The 21,797-nt window shown below is 67.5% G+C and carries 23 protein-coding genes; 13 read left to right on the top strand and 10 right to left on the bottom strand.

The window, feature by feature from the left end; genetic code table 11:
* Positions 1-139: 139 nt before the first annotated feature.
* Genes AB0M45_RS25345 through AB0M45_RS25300 form a run of 10 tightly spaced genes read left to right on the top strand, consistent with a single transcriptional unit; the run spans position 140 to position 5,600 of the window.
* Complete coding sequence (locus AB0M45_RS25345; RefSeq protein ID WP_364334016.1) at positions 140-805, top strand: hypothetical protein; 666 nt, start codon at positions 140-142, stop codon at positions 803-805.
* A gap of 5 nt (positions 806-810) precedes the next feature.
* Positions 811-2,055, top strand: a complete 1,245-nt coding sequence (locus AB0M45_RS25340; protein WP_364334013.1) for an SRPBCC family protein — start codon at positions 811-813, stop codon at positions 2,053-2,055.
* Positions 2,052-2,456, top strand: coding sequence for a gas vesicle protein GvpJ (gvpJ, locus tag AB0M45_RS25335; protein ID WP_364334010.1), 405 nt, complete (start codon positions 2,052-2,054; stop codon positions 2,454-2,456). Before AB0M45_RS25340 ends, gvpJ begins: the two co-directional genes overlap by 4 nt.
* The gene (locus AB0M45_RS25330) at positions 2,456-3,253 is read left to right on the top strand and encodes a GvpL/GvpF family gas vesicle protein (RefSeq protein WP_364334007.1); all 798 of its coding nucleotides are present in this window, start codon (positions 2,456-2,458) and stop codon (positions 3,251-3,253) included. The genes gvpJ and AB0M45_RS25330 overlap by 1 nt, the downstream gene beginning before the upstream one ends.
* Positions 3,254-3,256: 3 nt before the next feature.
* On the top strand, positions 3,257-3,514 hold the full coding sequence (locus AB0M45_RS25325; RefSeq protein ID WP_364334004.1) for a gas vesicle protein GvpG: 258 nt from the start codon (positions 3,257-3,259) through the stop codon (positions 3,512-3,514).
* Positions 3,515-3,518: 4 nt separating this feature from the next.
* Positions 3,519-3,851: a gas vesicle protein GvpO gene (gvpO, locus tag AB0M45_RS25320; protein WP_364334001.1), complete on the top strand. Its 333-nt coding sequence runs from the start codon at positions 3,519-3,521 to the stop codon at positions 3,849-3,851.
* Complete coding sequence (locus AB0M45_RS25315; RefSeq protein ID WP_364333998.1) at positions 3,848-4,291, top strand: gas vesicle protein; 444 nt, start codon at positions 3,848-3,850, stop codon at positions 4,289-4,291. Before gvpO ends, AB0M45_RS25315 begins: the two co-directional genes overlap by 4 nt.
* Positions 4,284-5,072 (top strand): GvpL/GvpF family gas vesicle protein, encoded by a 789-nt coding sequence (locus tag AB0M45_RS25310; protein WP_364333995.1) that lies wholly within the window; start codon positions 4,284-4,286, stop codon positions 5,070-5,072. The genes AB0M45_RS25315 and AB0M45_RS25310 overlap by 8 nt, the downstream gene beginning before the upstream one ends.
* On the top strand, positions 5,069-5,302 hold the full coding sequence (locus tag AB0M45_RS25305; protein ID WP_364333992.1) for a gas vesicle protein: 234 nt from the start codon (positions 5,069-5,071) through the stop codon (positions 5,300-5,302). The genes AB0M45_RS25310 and AB0M45_RS25305 overlap by 4 nt, the downstream gene beginning before the upstream one ends.
* Positions 5,295-5,600, top strand: a complete 306-nt coding sequence (locus AB0M45_RS25300; protein ID WP_364333989.1) for a gas vesicle protein K — start codon at positions 5,295-5,297, stop codon at positions 5,598-5,600. Before AB0M45_RS25305 ends, AB0M45_RS25300 begins: the two co-directional genes overlap by 8 nt.
* Before the next feature lie 70 nt (positions 5,601-5,670).
* Here the strand turns inward: AB0M45_RS25300 and AB0M45_RS25295 are convergent, their stop codons facing one another.
* The gene (locus AB0M45_RS25295) at positions 5,671-6,258 is read right to left on the bottom strand and encodes an alpha/beta hydrolase (RefSeq protein WP_364333986.1); all 588 of its coding nucleotides are present in this window, start codon (positions 6,256-6,258) and stop codon (positions 5,671-5,673) included.
* Between AB0M45_RS25295 and AB0M45_RS25290 the strand changes: the two genes are divergently transcribed.
* On the top strand, positions 6,245-6,493 hold the full coding sequence (locus tag AB0M45_RS25290) for a hypothetical protein (protein WP_364333983.1): 249 nt from the start codon (positions 6,245-6,247) through the stop codon (positions 6,491-6,493). The two genes, AB0M45_RS25295 and AB0M45_RS25290, sit on opposite strands and share 14 nt — an antisense overlap.
* Before the next feature lie 1,057 nt (positions 6,494-7,550).
* On the opposite strand, the gene AB0M45_RS25285 is transcribed toward AB0M45_RS25290, so the two are convergent.
* Positions 7,551-7,997 (bottom strand): cupin domain-containing protein, encoded by a 447-nt coding sequence (locus AB0M45_RS25285; protein ID WP_364333980.1) that lies wholly within the window; start codon positions 7,995-7,997, stop codon positions 7,551-7,553.
* Positions 7,998-8,098: 101 nt separating this feature from the next.
* On the opposite strand from AB0M45_RS25285, the gene AB0M45_RS25280 reads away from it, so the two are divergent.
* Positions 8,099-9,802, top strand: a complete 1,704-nt coding sequence (locus tag AB0M45_RS25280; RefSeq protein ID WP_364333977.1) for a metallophosphoesterase — start codon at positions 8,099-8,101, stop codon at positions 9,800-9,802.
* 6 nt (positions 9,803-9,808) lie between these two features.
* Here the strand turns inward: AB0M45_RS25280 and AB0M45_RS25275 are convergent, their stop codons facing one another.
* Positions 9,809-10,147 (bottom strand): TfoX/Sxy family protein, encoded by a 339-nt coding sequence (locus AB0M45_RS25275; protein WP_364333974.1) that lies wholly within the window; start codon positions 10,145-10,147, stop codon positions 9,809-9,811.
* Positions 10,148-10,682: 535 nt separating this feature from the next.
* On the opposite strand from AB0M45_RS25275, the gene AB0M45_RS25270 reads away from it, so the two are divergent.
* A complete protein-coding gene (locus AB0M45_RS25270) occupies positions 10,683-12,881 on the top strand; it encodes a hypothetical protein (RefSeq protein WP_364333971.1) in 2,199 nt (732 codons plus the stop codon).
* Positions 12,882-12,968: 87 nt separating this feature from the next.
* Here AB0M45_RS25270 and AB0M45_RS25265 read toward each other — a convergent pair whose 3' ends face one another.
* The 7 genes from AB0M45_RS25265 to AB0M45_RS25235 form a co-directional block, all read right to left on the bottom strand.
* A complete protein-coding gene (locus AB0M45_RS25265; RefSeq protein WP_364333968.1) occupies positions 12,969-13,946 on the bottom strand; it encodes an alpha/beta hydrolase family protein in 978 nt (325 codons plus the stop codon).
* A gap of 212 nt (positions 13,947-14,158) precedes the next feature.
* Complete coding sequence (locus tag AB0M45_RS25260; protein ID WP_364333965.1) at positions 14,159-14,998, bottom strand: NAD(P)H-binding protein; 840 nt, start codon at positions 14,996-14,998, stop codon at positions 14,159-14,161.
* A gap of 96 nt (positions 14,999-15,094) precedes the next feature.
* Entirely contained in the window at positions 15,095-15,841 is a 747-nt protein-coding gene (locus AB0M45_RS25255) for a sirohydrochlorin chelatase (protein ID WP_364333962.1), read from the bottom strand.
* Positions 15,838-17,079 carry a uroporphyrinogen-III synthase gene (locus tag AB0M45_RS25250; RefSeq protein ID WP_364333959.1) on the bottom strand — a complete coding sequence of 414 codons (1,242 nt, stop codon included), beginning with the start codon at positions 17,077-17,079 and terminating at the stop codon, positions 15,838-15,840. The genes AB0M45_RS25255 and AB0M45_RS25250 overlap by 4 nt, the downstream gene beginning before the upstream one ends.
* 5 nt (positions 17,080-17,084) lie before the next feature.
* Positions 17,085-17,486 (bottom strand): nitrite reductase small subunit NirD, encoded by a 402-nt coding sequence (gene nirD, locus AB0M45_RS25245; RefSeq protein WP_364333956.1) that lies wholly within the window; start codon positions 17,484-17,486, stop codon positions 17,085-17,087.
* Positions 17,487-17,550: 64 nt separating this feature from the next.
* Positions 17,551-20,076, bottom strand: coding sequence for a nitrite reductase large subunit NirB (gene nirB / locus AB0M45_RS25240; protein ID WP_364333953.1), 2,526 nt, complete (start codon positions 20,074-20,076; stop codon positions 17,551-17,553).
* A gap of 29 nt (positions 20,077-20,105) precedes the next feature.
* Positions 20,106-21,614 carry a nitrate/nitrite transporter gene (locus AB0M45_RS25235; protein ID WP_364334180.1) on the bottom strand — a complete coding sequence of 503 codons (1,509 nt, stop codon included), beginning with the start codon at positions 21,612-21,614 and terminating at the stop codon, positions 20,106-20,108.
* Positions 21,615-21,797: the final 183 nt, after the last annotated feature.

The raw sequence follows: 21,797 nt of genomic DNA, 5'->3' as shown, positions 1-21,797 counted from the left end.
ATCTCCTCCGGTAACCCGGCATGCGCTGACCAGGTTTGGGTAGTGCGATGTGGTCTAACCCGCACGTGGGGCGAACAGCGCCTCGACTGTCTTGCTGTCTCCCCGCAACGGCAGCCGAAGGCAAGCACAAGGAGTGATGATGAAGGGCGGAGCGAAGATAGCTGTAGGGGTGGGTGCCGGGTACCTGCTGGGCCGCACGCGCAAGATGCGCCTGGCGCTGGCACTGGCGGGCGCGGCAATGTCCAGGCGGTACGGGTCTTCCGGCGGGGGGCCGACCCAAGAACTGCTGGAGCGCGGGACGTCGCTGCTCAAATCGTCGCCGGAGCTGGCCGGGATCACCGAAACGGTCCGCGAGGAGTTGATGGGCGCCATGCGGGCCGCGGCGGTCACCGCCGCGAGCAACCGCATCGATGCATTGAACGCCCGCCTGCAACGCCAGGCCGCGATACCCGAGACGGTCGAAGAACCTCCATCGGGCGCAGAAGAGTACGAAGGCGAGACGACCGAGGACGAGCAGGGATACGCCGGCGAGGACATGGAGGACGAGTACCCGGCGGAAGAAGAGGACGAGTACCCGGAAGAAGAAGGAGAGACGGAAGAGGACGAGTCCGAGGAGAGTCAGGACGAGTCCGAGGAGAGTCGGGCGCCTACCGCGGCACGCCGGACGGCATCCACCACCCGGCGGCGTGCCGGTGAGCCCCGGTCCCGGAAGTCCGGTGCACCGGATCGGACGGCCGCGTCGCCGCGTCGGCGCCGGATTCGTGCCGAGGCCGAGGAAGCGCCCATACGGCGCACGAGGAGGTGAGTCCGATGGCATCGAGATCTCTGTCGGACGCAGCGGACAAGGCGGGTAAGACCGCCGTCCGTACTACGGGAAAGGCAGGTAAGACGGCCGCCCGCGCTACCGGAGAGGCAGGCAAGACGGCCGTCCGCGCTACGGAAAGGGCGGGCAAGACCGCTGGGCGCGCCGCGGGAAAGGCTGGCACGACCGCCGGCCGCGCCGCAGGCCAGGCGAGCGGAGTCGCCACCCGCGCAGGCACGACGGCCCAGAAGGCAGTCCAGGAAGCCACCCCGGCGGGCCACCTTCAGCATTCGCTGCAGACCCTGGCCGGAACCGTGGTCGACCGCGCTCTCTTGGGAGTCTCCGGCAAGTTGTCGAACACAGCCGGCCGCTTGAACGAATACGCCGAAGGAGAGGGAAGCCTGCTGTCGGCGATAACCGGTGTCGAGAAGCTCGCAGGCGGAGCATCGCCGCTCAAGGCGGCCATGAGCGGCGGGTTGATGCAGCTCCAGCACACCGTCCAGGACACGTTCCACGAAGTCAAGCAGAACCTGGCCGGTGGGAAGGGGAAGGGCGCCGGCGGCAAGAAACTGAAATTGACGAACATCGTGGAGCAGATCGACGTCGGCGTTCCGATAGAGCTCGCCTACGACCAGTGGACGCAGTTCGCGGACTTCCCGAAGTTCATGAAGAAGGTCGAGCAGGTCGAGCAGGTGTCCGACGAGAAACTCGCGTGGACCGCAAAGGTGTTCTGGTCCCGGCGATCCTGGGAGTCCACGATCGTCGAGCAGGTGCCGTACGAACGGATCGTCTGGCGCTCCAAGGGCCACAAGGGCTACATCGACGGTGCCGTGACCTTCCACGAAATCACTCCGGATCTGACCCGCATCATCCTGGTGCTCGAGTACCACCCCGGCGGATTGTTCGAGAAGACCGCCGATCTGTGGCATGCGGTCGGCCGCCGCGCTCGCTTGGAACTCAAACATTTCGAGCGGCACGTCATGACCCAGAGCGCACTGCACCCGGACGACGTCGAGGGCTGGCACGGCGAGATCCACGACAGCAAGGTCGTCAAGGACGACGAGACCGCCCGCCGCGAGGAGCAGGCGGCCACCACCGGAGACGAAGACACCGAAACCGAAGAACCCGAATACGACGTGCGGGATGAAGAAGAGGCCGAGGCCGAGGAACCCGAGCGACGCCGTCGACCCGCGACCCAGCACCGCAGCACCGCCGCACGCCGACAGAGTGACAGGCAAGGAGACCGGACATGACTATCGAACCTGTAGGCGGCGGAGGTGGTGGCGCAGGCACAATGGCGCGGCCGAACTCGTCCAGCTTGGCCGATGTCATCGATACGATTCTCGACAAAGGGCTGGTCATCGACGCGTTCGTGCGCGTATCGCTGGTCGGCATCGAACTTGTGACCATCGACGCCAGGGTCGTCGTGGCCAGCGTCGACACGTATCTGCGCTTCGCCGATGCCGTCAACCGGCTCGAAATGGGCGCTGAACCGAAGGGCCTTACGGACCTGGTCGGCGACGTCACCAGCGGCGCGGCGAAGCACAAGACGAAGGGCGCGCTCGAGGCCGCAGGCGAGAAGGTCTTGGGCTTCCTCGACGAGGTCGAGGACAAACGCCAGCCCGTATCCCGGCCGAGGCGCAAGGAGGAATGATGACCACGCAGCATGCAACCGAAGCACGGGAAACCGAGAGCGCTCAGCGCACCGGCGTATACGTCTACGGCATCGTGCCCGCCGACGTGGAGCCCGAGGAGCAGGCCGCCGGTGTCGGCGACCCCCCGAGCACCATCGACGTGGTGCGGCACGACGAGATTTCCGCGCTGGTCAGTAACGTCGCGGTCGATCGGCAATTCGGCACACCCGATGACCTGACTGCCCACGCGCGGCTGCTCGACGGCGCGGCGGCCGTCGCTCCGGTGCTGCCGCTGCGATTCGGAGCGGTCATGTCCGACCCGGAGGCGGTGAAAAGGGAACTGCTCGAGGCGAACTACGACGAGTTCCGCGCCGCGCTGGAGGAACTAGAGGGCAAAGCGCAGTTCGTGGTCAAGGGACGCTACGTCGAGGGCACCATCCTGCGGGAGGTGCTCGACGAGAACGCCGAGGCAGCGCGGCTGCGGGACGAGATCCGCGACAAGCCGGAGGACGCCACCCGGAATGCCAGGATCGCGCTGGGCGAGATAGTCAATCAGGCGGTGACGGCCAAACGAGCGGAGGACACCCGCCAGCTGCTCACCCTGCTCGAGCCGCTCACATCCCTGGTCAACCAACGCGAACCCACCCATGAAGAGGACGCGGCCCACTTCGCGATTCTTCTCGAACTGTCCAAGCAGAGTGACTTGGAGGCGACGTTGAGTCAGCTCGCCGATGAATGGGAAGAGCGCGTGGAGCTGAGCCTGCTCGGCCCGATGGCGGCGTACGACTTCGTGACCAAGCGAGCCCCAGAGGGCTGACCCATGGGCTTGCTCACGTCGATCTTCACGCTGCCGATCGCCCCGGTCCGGGGCGTGATCTGGCTGAGTGAGGTGATCCAGGATCAGGTCGAACAGAAGCTGCGGGATCCTGCCGCCATTCGTCGCCGGATCGAGGCGATCGACGAGGCAGCGGCAGCCGGTCACCTGTCCGAAGAAGAGCGGGAACAAGCACAGCAGGCCGTCCTGGACCCCCTGATCCAGCCACCCACCGGCACCACGCCGACCGAGGAGAAGGAGTGACCGCGTGAACCGGAACACCTCCCCCGAAGAGTCCGAGGACGTCCACTCCGAATCGGGTCGGCCGCAGCTGGAGGCGCAGCAGGCCGGCGCGGCCGCGACCGAGCATCTGCTGGAGCTGACATCGAAGGAGGCGGAGGGAGTCACCTCCATCGAGCCGACGCAGGACGGCTGGCTGGTGGAGATCGAGGTGGTCGAGGCCCGCCGCATCCCCTCGTCGGCTGACATGCTGGCGCTCTACGAGGTGGAGATCGATCTGGACGGGAATCTGCTGGCCTACCGTAGGACTCGGCGTTACGGCCGCGGCAGCACCGACATCGGCGAAAGGGATCGGCCATGACGGTAGTCCCAGAAGGCGGCGCGCCGGCGCCGATGCCCTACGGGGCCGCGCGTCAATCGACGAACCTCGGCGACATCCTCGAGCGGGTCCTCGACAAGGGCTTGGTGATCGCGGGCGACATACAGGTCAATCTGCTCGACATCGAACTTCTCACCATCAAACTGCGTTTGGTCATCGCGTCGTTGGAGACGGCCAAGGCGGTGGGCATCGACTGGTGGGAGACCGATCCCTGGCTCAACAGCAAGGCACGCGCGCTGCAGCGACAGGATCACGATCTCGAACTGGAGAACCGGCAACTCCGCGAGCGGATCGCCGAACTGGAGGCCTCGGACGAGCGCCGCATATCCCTCGAACGTCGCCGCGAACCTGCCGAAGCCGACGACCGCCGCAAATCACTCGAAAGCCGTCGCGCTCCTAGGAAAGCGAGGGACCGTGACTGACGGCGTCTGGCTGTACGCGGTGACGACCGCCGAAAGCGTCGCGGAGGAGCTGGGCCAGATAACCGGGGTTGCCGGTGAGCCGGTGCGCACCGTGTTCTCGGACGGGTTGGCAGCAGTTGTCGGTTCGGTGCCGCTCGAGGTTTTCGGGGAGGAGCCGCTGCGCCGGAATCTGGAGGATCTGGACTGGCTGGAGGCGACGGCCCGGGCGCACGACGCCGTCGTCTCGGCCATGGTGCGCCGCGGCCCGGCCGTTCCGCTGCGCCTGGCCACCGTCTTCCTCGACGACGACCGGGTACGCGACCTGCTCGACGAGCGGCGAGCGGACTTCGATTCGGCGCTGACCCTGGTGAGCGGCCGGACGGAGTGGGGTGTGAAGGCGTATGGTGACCGCGCCGCACTCGTCGCCGCGGTGGCCGAAGCCGCGAGCCGCGACGAGGGCAGTGGAAAGGGAAGGGGGACAGCGTATCTGGCGCGCCGCCGCGCGCAGCTGTCCGCGCAGGAAACCGTCGAACGCGACGCCGCGGTGCGCGCCGACGAGATCCATGCGCGCCTGGTCCGGCACGCCGCCGCGGGCCGCCGTCAACCGGCGACGGACCCGGCGCTGACCGGACGGCGGGAGTGGATGGTGCTCAATGGCACCTATCTGGTGGACGACGATCGCGCCGACGATTTCGCGGCGATGGTCGACGAGCTCGGCAAAGAATTCCCCGGTATCCGGCTCGAACTCACCGGTCCGTGGCCACCGTATTCGTTCGCGGGCGTGGAAAGGGAACCCGCATGAAACACGTCGCCGAGAATGTCGACGGCGAGCGCCGCGTCGCGCTCGTCGACCTGCTGGACCGGGTGCTTGCCGGTGGAGTGGTCATCACCGGCGACATCAGGCTCTCCCTCGCGGACGTCGACATGGTCCAGATCTCGCTGCGCGCCCTCATCTCCTCCATCAGCCCCCTGTCCACGCCCGCGCTGGACTCCGCGACACACCGCGCGCTGGAGCCGCCCCCAGATGACTGAATTCGGCGGCATCCCACCGCGTATCGACTCCGACCCCGAATCAGTCGAGCGCGGGCTCGTCCAACTCGTCCTCACCCTGGTGGAACTCCTCCGGCAACTGATGGAGCGGCAGGCACTGCGACGCGTGGACGAAGGCGACCTGACCGACGCCCAGATCGAGCGAATCGGCACCACGTTGATGCTGCTCGAGCAGCGCATGGACGAACTACGCGACCACTTCGGCCTCACTCCGGAAGATCTCAACATCGACCTGGGCCCACTCGGCACCCTCCTCCCCCGCTACCCGGACGAACGCTGACAGACCTGCGGCAGCCTTCCATCGTTTCAACAGGCCCTCCCGCATCTGCGTCGTTCGGCCATTGTGGGTTTCAGCTCGGTGGGCAGGGGGTGTCGGAGTCAGGGAGTTGTCCGTTGAGGAGGTAGCCCGCCGCGAGAGCGCGAGCGCATGTGCTGGTCCCGGGGATCGTACCGGGAAAGCCGTTGGGTTTGGTTTGCGGCAAAACCAGGTGTCCGGCTTTGCCGACGACCGTGATCAGCCGTGCATCGGGGATCGACGCGCGAACAGCTCGCGCACCTGAAATCGATGTGACCGGGTCCTTCTCATTACCGATCAGCAGGGCGGAACCGATCTGGTCGTAACCCGCCGAGCTTGTGCTCGTGTGCGATTCGGGCCAGAACGCGCAGACCGCGGTGAATCCCATGCCGAGATAGGTCAGCGGCGCGCGTTCGGCCAGTTGCTCTGCGGCACTGACACTCTGGTCGAGGTCGTGGCTGAAGCCCGCGCTGTTGCAGCTGCGCGCGGTCCACCATCCGACACGGGAACCGGCGAGGTACACATTCTGGCCGATCTCCTCGAGCATCGGCGTTGCCCGGAACGTCACGGCGGCGGTGAGTTGTGTCGCGATCGAGGGCTTGTCGAGGGCCGTCCGCAAAGTCAGCAGTTTGCGTTCCAACACTTGGGCTGTTGTCGACCCCGAACAGGACAGTGTTGAGGTCGTTGCCGCTGAAGGACCGGTCGAACGGCAGAGGGACTGGATGGGCGATGAGGTCGGCGCGCAGCGTAGTCAGAGCCGCGAGGACATCCTCCCTGGTATCACCGAATTCGGTAGTGCGTGCGGCGAGCCATGGCGCGAAATGGTCTTCGATCACCTTTTGCTGCCGCAAGACTCGTTCGGTGTAGCCATCGGCTAGCGAAACCATGGGATTGCCCACCGAGTCCAGGACCATACGGTCGATACGAGCGGGGAGGTCCGGGCAAGCTCGAGTCCGAGCAGCGTTCCTGCCCCGAGAAAGCTCCATGTCGAGGTGCCCAGCAATGCGCGCACGAGATCCAGGTCACGGACGGTCTGCCAGTAAGTGATCGTCCCGGCAGTGGAATCACCTGCGGGCGTGCGTGCAGTTCGGTCGATGCAGGACCGAACCCAATCACCGGCTTGTCTCAGCTGTATCCGGATCGATTCGGCCGAGAAGTCCAGAACGTGGGTTCGGTCGTTGCGGCCACCGCTGAGCAGCATCGGATCACCGGATGCCTCGCTGTCACACTCTTGGTGGGTGCTGGACAGCCGTGTACCGCGGGGATCGAAACCGATGAGATCGTAGGTGTCGCGCAATTCCGGGGAAAGCTGTCGCCCACTCGAGCGGATTGAGTAACGTGCCGGCGCCAGGGCCGCCGGGGCTGGTCAACAGATGCCGCGGCCGATCCGAAACCGTGCGGGAACATAGCCGCGAAATACTGAAGGTGACGACAGCGCCGGAGTCGGGACGCGACCAATCCAAGGGAGTTCGCACGGTCGCGCAGTCCAACCCGTCCAGCAGGGGCGCTCGGACTCCGGCTTCCAGGCTCCAGCGCAGCGCAGAGCCCAGGCCGGATTCTGTGCACGGCTTCCAGTCCAAGCTCTGGGTAGCGATCTCCGCGGGGATCTGTGCTTGCCCTGACGGATAGTCGGTGAGCTGCGCGGGTGGCGGCTCGAACTCGCGGTTGAAGGCGCCTGTGTCGGCTGATGCATGTCCGGCGACAAGGCACAGACCGACCGCCAGAATGGGCAACACTAGGACAGTTCGCCGTGTTCGACGCATGGATCCCCTTCTGCGGCCTCAGATAGGCCGTGCGCCAATCTAATTGGTGGCTAGTTCGTTGTCGACCGCCGTCGGCACACCGGCACCGCTACAGGAGCGGTCAACGGGGAGCATGTTCCGTCGCCGTCCCGGTCAGGTCCGGTGGTGCGGCCGACAGCAACCGATACACGGCCTATGCGCAGGGCGGGGCGGGGGCGTCGACGAAGAGTGGTTTGCCGGTGGGTGGGGCGTAGACGACGTCGAGGATGAGGGGTTCGGTGCCCAGGTTCCGGCCGATGTGGACGTTCCATTCTCCTGCGGGCTCGTAGATGAAATCGCCGGTGCGGTAGACCGGGGCCGCGCAGTCGGGGCCGGGATGGGTGAGGGTGCCCGCTCGGACGAAGCCGAAGACGGGGCCGTCGTGGTAGTGCCAGCCCGTGGAACCGCCTGGGCCGATGGTGATTTTGCGGACCACCAGATCGGTGCCCGCGACGAACGGGAGTAGTCCGGCGGGAATCTGCGCTTGGCCGAGAGTGACGGCGGTGACGTCGGTGCCCGGCGTCGCGTTGGCGTTCGCCGCGCCCGCCAGCGCACCGGCGAGCACCACCGGCGCGAGGGCGACGCGGAGGAAAGGCGTCATCCTCGCAGCCTAGCCACGGTGGGGTCGCTCGTGAAGTGTTCCCGCACACGGCAGGGGTGTCGAGTTGCCTCGGTGCGCCCTGCCCGTACAGCATCGGCGGTATGCCGTCCACCCCGCTGAATCCAGCAGGCGACATCCCGGACACCGGAATTCCCGGCCGTCTCGCCACCGACATGACGATGACCGAGCAATACGAATGGCACCGCGCGTATCTGCGCCGCCATCCGGTGTCGCGGCGCAACATCCTGCGTGGCGCCGCGGCGGCAGCGGCCGTGGCCGCGGTCGGCGCCGCGCCATTCGGCAGTCGCGCCTACGCCGAGGAGGCTCGGCTCGCGGTCGGCGGACGGCGGGTGGCATTCGGGCCTGACGCGGCGAGTCAACTGCGTTTCGCGGCGCAGCTGTCGCGGCGACCAGCGGGCGCCACGGTGTATCTCGACCACGGGCCCACTCCGGCGCTGGGCGCGACGGTCGAGGCCGAGGTGCGCAATCTGCTCACCCAGGTGCCCACGGCCGATGGCGGAGTGCTCGCGGCCGAACAGTTCTACGTCCACGCGCCGGTGGACGGCCTGGCGGGCCGGGTGCCGCACTTCTATCGCTGGCGCACCTCCGACGGTTTCGCCGGCGACATCCGCGCCGCCGCGCCCGCGATGCCCACCAGCCGGGCCGCGATTCTGCCGTTCCGCTTCACCATGATGGGCGACCAGGGCACCGACGAGACGCCCGCACTGCCCGACGGCGTCGCACCCGGCGACTACGACGACAAGTACTACAAGGCCGACAACGATCCGGCCACACCGCACGCGACCAACGTGCTGCGCCAGATCGCCGCGGCCAAGCCCGATTTCCACATTCTCGCAGGCGACATCGCCTATGCCGACCCCTCCGGCAAGGGCAAGCCGGGGCAGTTCGTCGCGCACGGCGCGCACCCGTCGAGCGGGTTCGACAAGTACAACCCGTACGTGTGGGATGCCTACTTCAACGCCATAGAGCCCAGCGCCGCCCAGACCCCTTGGATGTTCACCACCGGCAACCACGATATGGAAGCCACCTACGGCGACCATGGCTACGGCGGACATCTGGCGCGGCTCGACTTCCCCGGCAACGGCCCCGCGGGCTGTCCATCGGCGTACTCGTTCACCTATGGGAATGTCGCGGTGCTCTCGCTGGACGCCAACGACGTGTCCTACGAGATTCGCGCCAATGCTGGTTATTCCGGTGGGGCGCAGACGGGTTGGGTGGAGCGCGCGCTGGCCGCCTACCGCGCCGACCCCGATATCGACTTCATCGTCTGCTTCTTCCACCACTGCGCGTATTCGACCACCGAGGCGCACGCCAGCGACGGCGGCGTGCGCGACGCTTGGGTCGGGTTGTTCGACCGCTATCAGGTGGACCTGGTGCTGCAGGGGCACAACCACGTCTACGAGCGCACCGACCCGATCCGTGCGGGAAACGCGACGAAGGTCGCGGGCGACAACTCGATCGTCTACCCGGAGACCGACGGAACCGTCTATTACACCGTGGGCGGCGGCGGACGCCCACGCTATGAATTCCAGCCTGGTTCCCCGGAGTCCTTCCGCGGCAACGAGTTACCCGATACCACGGTGCCGAACAGCTACGTGTGGACGCCCGGCGGCGGCAAACAGGACGAGGCCGCGCCGTGGTCGCGGGTCCGCTTCCGCGACTACTCGTTCCTGCGCGTCGACGTCCGGCCCGGCGTCTTCGCCAGCGAGATGGACGTGGTCGCGGTCGACGAGTACGGCCGCGAATTCGACCGGGTGCTCTTCCGTCGCCTGGTCCGGCCCTGAGGCAGGTTACTTCTTCTTTTTCGCTGGGAGGGTCCGGGCGTAGGCGACACCGCGCTCGACCCACTCCCGCAGGACTTCGTCGTCGTCGGTCGCCGCGGCGGTGACATGCAGCCAGCCGACCATCTCGCGTCCGCCCATGACCATGGGCTCGACCGACTCGCTGAGCATCCGCTCGCCCTCGTCCCGGCCGACACGGACCAGCAGGCCGCCCTGACGGCTGGCCGCGACCGCCATATTGCCGCCGATCAGGAACGCCAGGCCGCCGAACATCTTCTTCTCGGTGAGTTCCGGCCCCGGCACGATCAGTTCCCGGATCCGCTCGGCCAACTCCTCGTCGTATGCCATAGCGGCATTGTTCCCCCTCGGTACGACAGGCAGGCGGAGGCCCGCTGACTCGCCTGTCCGGTCGTGACGCGGCCGGACTCGGTGGGTGTGCGCCGAATCCACGCAGTCGGGACCGCTCCTGTCCGGCCGAGAACCCGCACGATCTTGCCCGCGGATCTCCGAACCAAGCGGCCGATCGGTATCCGAATCAGCCTGCACGGCAATGTATTTGACATTCGCTTCTGGCACACCTGCCCAAGGTGCTTACGTACATTCCCGAGCCGCATGGATGTCACCGGACGTTCAAGCGGATGTTTCCGTACCTGTCTGTAATACACGACGTGAGACCGTGGCGCGGATCGGCATTACCGCTCGCGCACAACCAGTTTCAGGACTCACAGTCGACCGCGCTCCCAGAACCGGGACGAAGGACTCTTCCGTGCACATCTGCTCCCCGGTGGTGCGATCACGCACTGTCAGCCGCAGTTCATCCAAGCGGTATTCGGTTCGAGTTTCGGGCAAGTTCCGCCGAACCCGATACGCACATCGCGCCGGTGTGCCGGGCCGGTGGTTGCGCTCGGCGGCGGGCGCTCGGCGGCGGGCAACCTGGCTCGCTCTGATCACCTTCGCGCTTTTCGTATTTCCCGGCTTCGTCGGTGCGATTGCCGTCGCACAGGACGCGGCGAGCACGACGACCCAGGTATCCGGGATCGACGGACTCAGCTGGATGAATATCCGCGACTCCTCAGGGATTCCGCTGTCCGACTATCGGTTCGCGACCGGCGACGAAAGCCTGTTCAAGCCTCGCGCCACCGTCCTGTGGGCTGTGCTCGGCTTGGAATTCATCGGCTACATAGCCATTGTGACGACCGCGATCTGGTTGATCGGCTACGCGTTGAGCTTCCGGTGGCTGGACATGTTCAGTGCGGCCTTGCGTGGCGTGGCCGATGCTCTGGCGGGGCAGATCGCGACGCCTATCATGCTGGTCACCGCGGCGACCATCGGCGCGTTCTGCGTCGCTTGGTTCATCGTGCGCGGCTACCACGCGAAGGCCACCATGCAGGTGGTGACGATGCTGGGGGTGGCGGTACTGGGGCCGGTATTCCTGGCCGAGCCTCTGGCGGATGTGCTGTCCTCGGACGGGTTACTGGCGCAGGGCCGCGATCTGGGTATCTCCGTGGCGGCCGGATTGAACGGGAACGCCAACCCGAATCCGAGCCAACTGGTGGCGACCATGCAGAGCGATCTGGCCGACAATTTCGCCCGTCAGCCGCTGCAAGTGTGGAATTTCGGGCATACCGTCGACGCGCGGCCCGGCTGCCGGTCGGCATGGTCGGCAGGGGTGGCGGCCGGCGACGACGGCCGGGTGATCAGCGGCATGAAGTCATGCGGAGACGCCGCCGCGTACGCGAAGGCAGAGAATCCCACCATGGGGCAGGTCGCCACCGGGCTCATGCTGTTGATCTGTGGCGGCATCCTTTTGGTATTCGCGATGTACCTAGGACTCAAGGTGATCAAGGCCGCGCTGGACACGATCTATCACGGCATCATGTCGATATTCGGCTTCGCGGCAGGCGGTTTCGTGTACGGCCCGACCCAGACGTTCCTGGTCCGCAACCTCGTGGACGGCTTCGTCGCAGCGGCACGGATGACGGCGTACACCATCTTCCTCGGTGTCTACGTGCTGTTCATGGGCAACCTGTTCGCGCAAGCTCGCGGCCAGGTCATGGCGGTGATCATCATCGCGGGCACCGTCGAGATCGTCGCCGTCTTCCAGCTGAAACGACTCAGCAGCGGCCTGTCCCGCGGCAACGACTGGATCGCCAACCGATTCTCCCTGGCGATCCAGGGCAGCCAGAGTAAATCGTCGAGCAGCAGCGGCGTGGCCCTCGGCATGGGCGGTGGTGGCGGGAAACCCTCGTCCGGCATGGGGTTCCTGAGCACAATCGGCGCACTCAACACCATCAACACCTCGCCCGTGACGGCGTGGCTCGCCGGGGGAACCATCAATCCGTTGAATCCCTTGGCCAACACACGCAAGAGGATCGAACGGTCCACCAGGAGAATCTTGGCCAGCCGCGAGGAGGGCTACATCGAGCATCAGCTCTCCCGGACGAACTGGCGTGGCGTCGCGGTGGCCGCGGCCAGGCAGCATGGGGGCATGAACACCCAACTCGGGGTCTCCCGCGCCCTGAAAGCCCTGCGCGACAACAAGGTTCCCGAATCGCGCGTGCATCACATGCTGCTCGCCTCGGGTGCCAGCCACGAGATGGTCAACCATTCGCTGGCCGCACTTTCCACCCAGGAATCGACGGTGTCGCAGAATCCGTACGGCTTCGCACCGTTGCAGAAGGCGATCGCGACAGCGTGGGCCGTGGAAAACCATGTCGGCCACGAGGCGCACGAGGCCTTCGCCGCCCAGGCGGTCATCGCGGCGGACAGCTTCGTCCGGCACAGCAACGCGCCTGCCCCGGGCGCCGCGGTCGACCAGGCGTTCGTGCAAAGGGTTGAGAACAATTGGCATTCGGACCGCGCACTGCGGGCGGCGATCACCCCGGACGAGTGGAACGCCGCGGGCCGTGACACCCGCTGGCACATCGGACACCGTGTGGCGACCATGCACAGGGACGCGGCCCAGGCCTACTACGCGAACCCGACCGATATCAACCGGGACGCTTTGCTGCGATCGGCCAGGCGCGTCGCCAATCTCGATCACCTGGATCCCGAGGGAGGACTCGATCCCTGGAATCCGTGATCAGGGGATCTCTGCGCGCCCAGCAGGTCCGGTCCCGTAACCTGCTCGGTTCGAGGCGATCTCCCGCCTCCCGGGTGCGATGGCCGATCAGACGTCCAGCGCGGCGGCGAACATCGGCCAGGACTGGTGCACGTCGTCTTGCCAGTACGTCCAGGCATGCGTGCCCGCGGGGCGGAGGTTGGTCGTGACCGGGATGCCGAGCGCGTGCAACCGGTCGACGAACTGACGGGTGCAACCGCCGATCACTGTCTCCATGGTCCCGCCGACCAACAGCCGATCCACCAGGCGAAGGGGGTTGCCATCGATGCCGGGATCGCCGAGCGTGTCACGGGAACCCGGCGCGCCGGTGCCCGCGGAAACGTAGAGCGCTACACCGCGCAGCCGTTCCGCCTGCACCGTCGGATCGTTCTCCACCCAGGCCGGATCGGCCGGCGGGCCCCACATGTTCGCCGCGCTCGCGCCGAACACCGCCAATTGCGAGTTGACGATCGCCTGACCCATCGCGTCGCTGGTGCGTGGGCACCCGCTGTAGGAGCCGACCGCCCGATACAGCCCCGGCGCGGCGATCGCCAGATTCAACGCCGAGGTCGCCGACATGGAAGTTCCCGCGACGGCGTTGCGGCCGTTCATCCCGAACCTGGCCGCGAGCAGCGGTGGCAGTTCCCTGGTCAGGAAGGTGGTCCACTTGTTGCGGCCGAGAACCGGGTCATCGTGCAGCCAATCGGTGTAGTAGCTGGCCCGCCCGCCCATCGGCACGATCACGTTGACCGGCTTGTCGGCGAAGAACTCGGCGACGTCGGTGCGCCGGGTCCACGGCCCGCCCTCCTCTCCGCCGTCCACGGCGTTCAGCAGGTACAGCGCGGGCGCGCCGGAACCCGGATGGGACAGCCACAAGGTGATGGGCCGCCCCATCGCTCCCGACTGGACCACGACCTCGAACTGCCGCCCGCCCAGTGGCCGCACGTCGAGAATGGCCGCGTCGGGGTCCGCGGTGGCGATCGCGGCCGGGACGAGGGCGGCGCCGACCGCGAGGAGGGAAACCAGGCATCGCATGAGCCGGTACATGGGCGGAAGTTCTATCACGGCGCGAACGCCGCACCCAGCATTCACCTGGCGTGTTCTGACAGTGAAATGAAATCGCAGCTAGCTGCTGAAATCATCGCCCGAGTAGGGCAATCTGCGAACATTCAGCAATCGAACAGCGGAACCGACGAGAACAGGCGGACGCACCCGCCGCGCGCCCAAGGTCCCGCCCGACCGCACCCGGCGACCGTCGATCAGGTGGCGGCCACACGATCGACGGGTGAGTCCTGGAAGCGGTGCGCGTGCTCGGCCACCCACTGCGCGAAAGTTCGTGCGGCGCGGCCGGTCACCCGCTCGACAGTGTCGACGACCGTCGTGGAATCTTCGCTCGGGGCGGCATACCACCCGATCACATATTCGGCGTCCGCCCGGGATACGCCGGCAGCCATCAGCCGGTCGATGGCTTGTTCATGCGTGATCGGGACGAAGGCGATGTCCCGGGCGATCGCTCGGGAGAGGATCGCGATCCGTTCACTCGGCGTCAGCGACTGCGGACCGGTGAGGTTGTACGCGCGCCCCGCGTGGCCGTCCTCGAGCAGCGCGACGGCCGCAACGGCCGCTATGTCGGCCTCGTGTACCAGTGCACTCGGGAAGTCATAGGGTTCGCGGACGACGCCCTCGGTCCGAATCGATTCGACCCAGGTCAAGGCGTTGGACATGAACTCTTGCGGTTCCAGACGCGTCCACTCCACACCCGAATCCGCCAAGGACTCCTCGACCGGCCCGACCGTCCCGCCCCACACCATGGTGATACGTCGCACGCCCGCATCGACCGCGCGGCGGATCAACTCGGTACCCACCTCGGCGAGCCCCGCCGTGAAAGTGATGTGCAGCCGGTCGGCGCCTTCCAGGACGGCGCCCAACGTCTCCGGCGCGGTGTGCGTGCCCGCCACCACTTCCACCCCAGCCGGGAACATCCCCGTTGTGGCAGATGGATTTCGCGTCAGCGCCCGAACCCGCTCTCCCCGCCGCGCCAATTCCGAAACGATATGGCGGCCGGTGTTCCCGGTGGCGCCCGTAACCAGTGTTGTCACAGTCAAGCCCTTTCGTCGGCTACGACGCTAGGAACTCAACCGCACTCGAGGTCAAGGCGAGACCAGCGCGGCGCCGAGCGGTCCCGCGAGACTCGCTCAGCGAGCGCGGACCGTCTCCCGGACAGCGACCCGGTAACGCTCGGCGATCAGCCGGACCACCGCGGGATGCACGCCGATCGGTTCGGCCACGCCGTCGGCGCCCGCCTCGTGCAGGCGCTGCTGGAACAGGCCGTGTGCCAGCAGATACGAGGCGACGAAGACCCGGCGCGCGCCCGCGGCGCGCAGTTCGGCGACAACCTCCGGTACGCGCGGCGCACCGGTGGCGACGTAGGCGATACGGACCCCGGTACCGAGGCGTTCGGCCAGCAGCGCGGCCGCGCGCCGGACGTCTTGGCGAGCGCGGGCGTCCGACGAGCCCGCGGCGGCGAAGACCACCGCGTCACCCGGGGTCCAGCCCGCGGCGCGCAGACGCATCTTCATGATTCCCGCCAGCGCGGGATCGGGGCCCATGGCCGGGGTGACCACCGTCGCGGGATGGGCGCTCTCGGAGACCTCGCGGGGTACGTCTTGGTAGACGTGATAGCCCGAAGCCAGGAACGCCGGAACCACCACGGCGGGCACGGATTCCCCGCTCGGCGCCGCCAGATCGCGCAGCACCTCCGCGGGCGACGGACCGAGCACGTCCACGAACGCCGTACGCACCCATGGCTTTTCCTCGGTGCCGGGCCCCGAAACCCCGGCGTCGAGTTCCTTCGACACGGCCTCGGCGAGCGCCGCGATCATCTGAACGCCCTTGGTGCTGCGGGTCCCGTGGGCCACCAGCACCAGGGCGGGCGGGGTCACCAGCTCCCCGCAGCCTGGATGTACCGCGGTGCCCGGGTCGGAATTCCGACGCCGGGCACCTGCGGGCCTCCTGTCGCGGTGGGCCGTGGGTTGTTGTCGGTGCATTCCGCCGGGTCCAGCGCGAGCCGGTACCCACGTTTGACCACGGTCTGAATCGCTTTCGGCGTGCCGAGCCCGGCGCGAAGGCGGGCGATGGCGGTTTCCACCGCGTGCGTGTCGTCCCCGCCACCGGGCAGCGCGGCGAGCAGGTCTTCGCGGGAGACGACCCGGCCGGGCTGGCGGGCCAGCGAGCGCATCAGCGCCATCGGCGCGGGCGCCAGCTGACGCACCTGACCGTCGACCACCACGCACCCGCCGCGCACGCTGATGTTGTGGCCGGCGGCCTGAATCCGATTGGCGCGCCTTGGCAGTTCCTCGGCGACATGGCGAGCCAGAGCTCCGAGCCGAGCACGCCCTGGCATCGAGGTGGGCACCCCGAGCTCCTCCAGTGGGGCAGCCGTGATCGGACCGACGCAGGCCGGCAGCACCCGGCCGCGCAGCGCGTACAGCAGTCCTTCCAGCAGCCCGGTTTCCTTGGCGCGCATCAACATGGACGCGACCGCGGGAGCGCTGGTGAAGGTGACGCAGTCCAGGCCGGAAGTGACGATGCCCTCGATCAGGTGATCCATCGGGCCCTGGTCGTCCGGCGGCACCCAGCGGTACACCGGCACCGGCACGACATCCGCACCCGCGCAACGCAAGACCTCACAGAAGTCCGGGACCGGTTCCCACTCGGTGGTGGCCCCGTGCAGCTGCACCGCGATCCGGACACCTTCCACGCCCTCGGCGAGCAGGTGGTCGAGCACCTCGGCGGAAGACTCGGAGGCGGGTGACCATTCCTCGCGCAGCTCGGCGGCGCGGATGGCGCCTTTGGCCTTCGGGCCGCGCGCGAGCATCCGGGTGCTGCCCAGCGTGTGGCGCAGATCCTCGGCCAGGCCCCACCCTTCGGCCGCCTCCATCCATCCGCGGAAGCCGATACCCGTGGTGGCCACGGTGATCTGCGGCGGATCGGTGACCAGCTGCCGGGTGACGCGTTCCAGTTCGTTGTCGTCGGCCAGCGGGATGATGCGGATCGCCGGTGCGGACACGATGCTCGCGCCTCGCCGTTCCAGCAGCGTGGCGAACTCTTCGGCTCGCCGGGCCGCCGTGATGCCGACCGTGAATCCGGCCAGGCTCGCGCCCGAGTCAGGTGTTGTCATGCCGATCATCCATCCGACGACGCGAGTCCGGCTGTCACCGGCTCGTTGGAAATCGAAACGATGCCGTCGTCCACGCGCACCGCGTACACCGGCAGCATCGCCGATTCGTCGTCCAGGCAGCGCCCGTCGACCAGGGAGAAGGCCTGCTTCAGCAGCGGCGAGGCCACGACGGGCACGCCGCCGCGATCGCCGACGATCCCGCGCGACATGACCGCCGCCCGTCCGATCGGATCGATATTGCCGACGGCATACAGCATGCCGTTCGCCAGCAGGAACACGGCGGCCTGTCGGCCACCTTTCAGCAACACCGCAACGCCGCGGCCGGGAATCAGATAGTCGAGACGGCATGCCTGCGTCCACCCAGTGGTGGTAGCTGCGGCGATGCCGGGGGTGTCGATCACGGTCATCGGTGTCATCCTCCAAACGCCTTACTCATTGGTACCGACGTTCTGTTTCCGGGCGGTTAAGCGGTCATTTCCCCTGCGTGGCGACCGGGACTTCGGGCAGTCCCAGCAGGACGGGAACCTTCCGCTCGCCGGATTCGTCGAACGAAATCGTCGGATCGGCCTCTTCGGGGGCGTTGACGAACGACACGAAGCGAGACAGCTTCTCTTCGTCTTCCAGCACCGCCGCCCACTCGTCGCGGTAGCCAGCGACATGCTGAGCCATGGCCGCCTCCAGATCCCCGGCGATGCCGAGGCTGTCCTCGCAGATCACCTGCTTGAGGTAATCCATGCCGCCTTCCAGCGCCTCCTGCCACGGCGCGGTGCGCTGCAAACGATCAGCGGTGCGGATGTAGAACATCAGGTACCGGTCGATGTACTTGATCAGCGTCTCGTCGTCGAGGTCGCCGGCCAGCAGCACCGCGTGCTTCGGGGTGAGGCCGCCGTTGCCGCCGACGTAGAGGTTCCACCCGTGCTCGGTGGCGATCACACCGACGTCCTTGCCGCGCGCCTCGGCGCATTCGCGGGCACAGCCGGACACGGCCAGCTTCAGCTTGTGCGGCGAGCGCAGGCCGCGGTAACGCTTCTCCAGCAGCACGGCCATGCCGACCGAATCCTGCTGACCGTAGCGGCACCAGGTGGAGCCGACACAGCTCTTCACGGTGCGCAGCGACTTGCCGTACGCGTGACCGGACTCCATGCCCGCGTCGACCAGGCGCTTCCAGATCAACGGCAGCTGCTCGACGCGCGCGCCGAACAGGTCGATGCGCTGGCCGCCGGTGACCTTCACATACAGCCCGAATTCCTTGGCCACCTCGCCGATGGTGATCAGCTGCTCCGCGGTGACCTCGCCGCCTGGCATCCGGGGCACCACCGAGTAGGTGCCGTTCTTCTGCAGGTTGGCCAGGAAGTGGTCGTTGGTGTCCTGCAGCGCGGCCTGCTCGCCGTCGAGGATGTGGTCGCTCGAGGTGGAGGCCAGGATGGAGGCGACGGTCGGCTTGCAGATGTCGCAGCCGGTGCCCTTGCCGTATTTGGCGATCAGGCCGGAGAAGGTGCGGATGCCGGTGACCTGGACGATCTGGAACAGCTCGGCACGCGACTGCTCGAAGTGCTCGCACAGCGCCTTGGACATCTCCACGCCGGACTGCTCGAGCAGCTTCTTGAGCATGGGAACGCAACCGCCGCAGGAGGTTCCGGCGGTGGTGCACGCCTTGATCGTGGGGACGTCGCAGGCGCCGTCGGCGATCGCCCCGCAGATCGCGCCTTTCGACACGTTGTTGCACGAGCAGATCTGCGCGTCGTCCGGCAGGGCGTCGGCGCCGAGTTCCGCGCCCGCGGGCGAGATCAGCGCGGCCGGTTCGGCGGGCAGCGGGCGGCCGACCAGCGGGCGCAGCGCCGAGTAGGCGGTGGCGTCACCGACCAGGATGCCGCCGAGCAGGGTCTTCGCGTCGTCGGAGACGACGAGTTTGGCGTAGGTGCCCTTGGCCGCGTCGTGCAGCACGACCGACAGCGCGCCTTCGGTGACGCCGTGCGCGTCACCGAAGCTGGCCACGTCGACGCCGAGCAGCTTGAGCTTGGCCGACATGTCCGCGCCGGGGAACTCGCCCGCGCCACCGAGCAGCCGGTCGGCCACGATCTCGGCGGTGCTGTAACCCGGCGCGACCAGGCCGTAGCACACGCCTTCGACCGCGGCGCATTCGCCGATGGCCCAGATGTTCGGGTCGGAGGTCTGCAGGCCGAGATCGGTGATGATGCCGCCGCGCGGGCCGACCTCCAGGCCCGCGTCCCGGGCGATCTGGTCGCGCGGGCGGACACCGGCGGAGAACACGACCAGCCCGGCCTCGATCACGGACTCGTCGGACAGCGTGACCTTCAGTCCCGTGTCGGTCTCCTCGATCGAGGAGGTGCCGACGCCGGTGTGCACGTGCAGGCCGAGGTCGGTGACCAGCCCCTCCAGGATGGCGCCGCCGCCCTCGTCGACCTGGGCGGGCATCAGCCGCGCGTTGTACTCGACCACGTGCGGGGTGAGCCCGAGCAGCCGCAGCGCGTTCGCGGCCTCCAAGCCGAGCAGACCGCCGCCGACGACCACACCGGCCGCGCCGGGTCCGGCGGCCTCCGCGGCGGCACGGATGCCGTCCAAGTCGTCGATGGTCCGGTAGACGAAGCATTCCGGGCGGTCGTGGCCGGGAACCGGCGGCACGAACGGGTAGGAGCCGGTGGCCAGCACGAGCGCGTCGTAGGCGAGGGTGTCGCCCGCCGACGTGGTGACCTTGCGCGCTTCCCGGTCGATCGACTCGGCGCGCTGCCCGAGCCGCAGCTCGACCAAGTCGTCACCGGCGTACTCGTTGCCGGGCAGCGCGAGCGCGGCGGCGTCCCAGCTGCCGACGTAGGCCGAGAGGCCGACCCGGTCGTAGGCGGGCAGCTGCTCCTCGCTGAGGATGACCACCTGCCAACGGCCTTCGGTGTCGCGCGAGCGCAACGCCTCGACGAACCGGTGCCCGACCATACCGTGGCCGACGACCACCGCGGTCTTGCGAGCGACTGTGGGGTTCATCTGTTGGTCCTCCTGGACTGGATCGAGTGTCAGGCGCGGGCCGACGAGCTGGTGGACTGGGCGGGGGCGCTTCCGGACGGGGAGCGGCCGGCTTCGGCTTCGAGCACGAAGTTCTCGGCTTCGACCACGACATCGGAGTCGGCGACGACGCGGGCGACCGGGCGGCGCAGGAAGACCGCCCAGACCACCAGCGCGCAGGCCACGTAGAAGGCCATGAACACCCAGAACGCGGTGGTCGCCGACTTGGTCGAGGCGTAGGAGGTGCGCAGCACCAGGTTGATGCCGACGCCGCCGAGCGCGCCGATGGCGCCGACGAAACCGATGAGCGCGCCGGAGGTGTTCTGCGACCACGCGGCCCGCGCGGCGGGGGTGGCGTCCAGGCTCTTGGACTTCGCCTCGAAGACCGAGGGGATGATCTTGGTGACCGATCCGTTGCCGACACCGGAGAGCACGAACAGTGCGATGAAGCCGATGACCAGCGCGGTCATCACCGCACCGCTGGCCACGCCGTTGTTGCGGTCGGCCATCGTGCTCGCCACGGCGACCAGCACCGCCGCCCCCATCATGGCGCCGAACACGTACAGGGTGACCCGGCTGCCGCCGATGCGGTCGGCCAGCTTGCCACCGTAGGGCCGGGCCAGCGAGCCGAGGAGCGGACCGAGGAACGCGATCTGCGCGGCATGCAGGGTGGCCTGCGCGACACTGTCGCCACCGGCCTTGAAGCTGATCTGCAGCACCTGGCCGAAGGCGAAGCTGTAGCCGATGAACGAGCCGAACGTGCCGATGTAGAGGAACGCGATCGCCCAGGACTGCGGCACCTTCAGGGCGGTGATCATGTAGGACAGATCGGCCTTCTGGTTGGGCAGGTTGTCCATGTACAGCGCGGCGCCGAGCCCGGCGAGCACGACGAACACCAGGTAGACCGCGCAGATCAGCGAGGCGTAGCTGTTGCCGAGGGTGGCGATCACCAGCAGGCCGATCAGCTGGATCACCGGAACGCCGATATTGCCGCCGCCCGCGTTCAGGCCGAGGGCCCAGCCCTTGAGCCGCTGCGGGTAGAAGGCGTTGATATTGGTCATCGAGGAGGCGAAGTTGCCGCCGCCGAAGCCCGCGAACGCGGCGATCACCAGGAACGTCGTGTACGAGGTGCCGGGCTGGTTGATGAAATACAGCGTGAGCAGCGTCGGGATGAGCAGCAGGACCGCGCTGAAGACGGTCCAGTTGCGCCCGCCGAAGCGCGCGGTCGCGACGGTGTAGGGAATCCGCAGGAACGCGCCCACCAGCGTGGGCATCGCGACCAGGAAGAACTTGCCCGCCGGATCGATGCCGAACTTGTCGGTGGGCATGAACAGCACCATCACCGACCAGATCGACCAGACCGAGAATCCGACGTGCTCGGCGACGACCGACCAGATCAGGTTGCGCTTGGCGATGTCCTTGCCGCCCGCTTCCCAGGCGGCGACATCCTCGGCATTCCAATGCTCGATGCGCGGCCTGCGGATCGTCGTCCGTAGCGCTTCCCAACGGTTACGCGTCAGCGTGCTCAACAGGGCCTCCCAAAGTCGGTTGGCCCCACGGTAGGAAATGGGTATTGCCGAAATGCTGCGCGAAATGACCGTCAAATCAACGGTTGCTCACGATTCCCCATGACGGCGGGTGAGTTCCGAGTGAATGTTTCGGCCGTGTGACACAGCGGTTTCCGCGCGTGACAAAATGTCCGA

This window comes from Nocardia sp. NPDC051787, from assembly GCF_040681325.1.
Classification (GTDB): Bacteria; Actinomycetota; Actinomycetes; order Mycobacteriales; family Mycobacteriaceae; genus Nocardia.
The sequence above is the reverse complement of the archived record's forward strand: the minus strand, read 5'-3'. Positions and strand labels throughout refer to the sequence as shown.

Bases quoted from the DNA above. Each gene is read 5' to 3' on its own strand.
- nirD (WP_364333956.1), bottom strand. From the start codon at position 17,486: ATGACCGTGATCGACACCCCCGGCATCGCCGCAGCTACCACCACTGGG.
- nirB (WP_364333953.1), bottom strand. From the start codon at position 20,076: ATGAACCCCACAGTCGCTCGCAAGACCGCGGTGGTCGTCGGCCACGGT.
- AB0M45_RS25315 (WP_364333998.1), top strand. From the start codon at position 3,848: ATGACGGTAGTCCCAGAAGGCGGCGCGCCGGCGCCGATGCCCTACGGG.
- AB0M45_RS25330 (WP_364334007.1), top strand. From the start codon at position 2,456: ATGACCACGCAGCATGCAACCGAAGCACGGGAAACCGAGAGCGCTCAG.
- AB0M45_RS25280 (WP_364333977.1), top strand. From the start codon at position 8,099: ATGCCGTCCACCCCGCTGAATCCAGCAGGCGACATCCCGGACACCGGA.
- AB0M45_RS25265 (WP_364333968.1), bottom strand. From the start codon at position 13,946: ATGTACCGGCTCATGCGATGCCTGGTTTCCCTCCTCGCGGTCGGCGCC.
- AB0M45_RS25300 (WP_364333989.1), top strand. From the start codon at position 5,295: ATGACTGAATTCGGCGGCATCCCACCGCGTATCGACTCCGACCCCGAA.
- AB0M45_RS25345 (WP_364334016.1), top strand. From the start codon at position 140: ATGAAGGGCGGAGCGAAGATAGCTGTAGGGGTGGGTGCCGGGTACCTG.
- AB0M45_RS25325 (WP_364334004.1), top strand. From the start codon at position 3,257: ATGGGCTTGCTCACGTCGATCTTCACGCTGCCGATCGCCCCGGTCCGG.
- AB0M45_RS25305 (WP_364333992.1), top strand. From the start codon at position 5,069: ATGAAACACGTCGCCGAGAATGTCGACGGCGAGCGCCGCGTCGCGCTC.
- AB0M45_RS25285 (WP_364333980.1), bottom strand. From the start codon at position 7,997: ATGACGCCTTTCCTCCGCGTCGCCCTCGCGCCGGTGGTGCTCGCCGGT.
- AB0M45_RS25275 (WP_364333974.1), bottom strand. From the start codon at position 10,147: ATGGCATACGACGAGGAGTTGGCCGAGCGGATCCGGGAACTGATCGTG.
- AB0M45_RS25250 (WP_364333959.1), bottom strand. From the start codon at position 17,079: ATGACAACACCTGACTCGGGCGCGAGCCTGGCCGGATTCACGGTCGGC.
- AB0M45_RS25340 (WP_364334013.1), top strand. From the start codon at position 811: ATGGCATCGAGATCTCTGTCGGACGCAGCGGACAAGGCGGGTAAGACC.
- gvpJ (WP_364334010.1), top strand. From the start codon at position 2,052: ATGACTATCGAACCTGTAGGCGGCGGAGGTGGTGGCGCAGGCACAATG.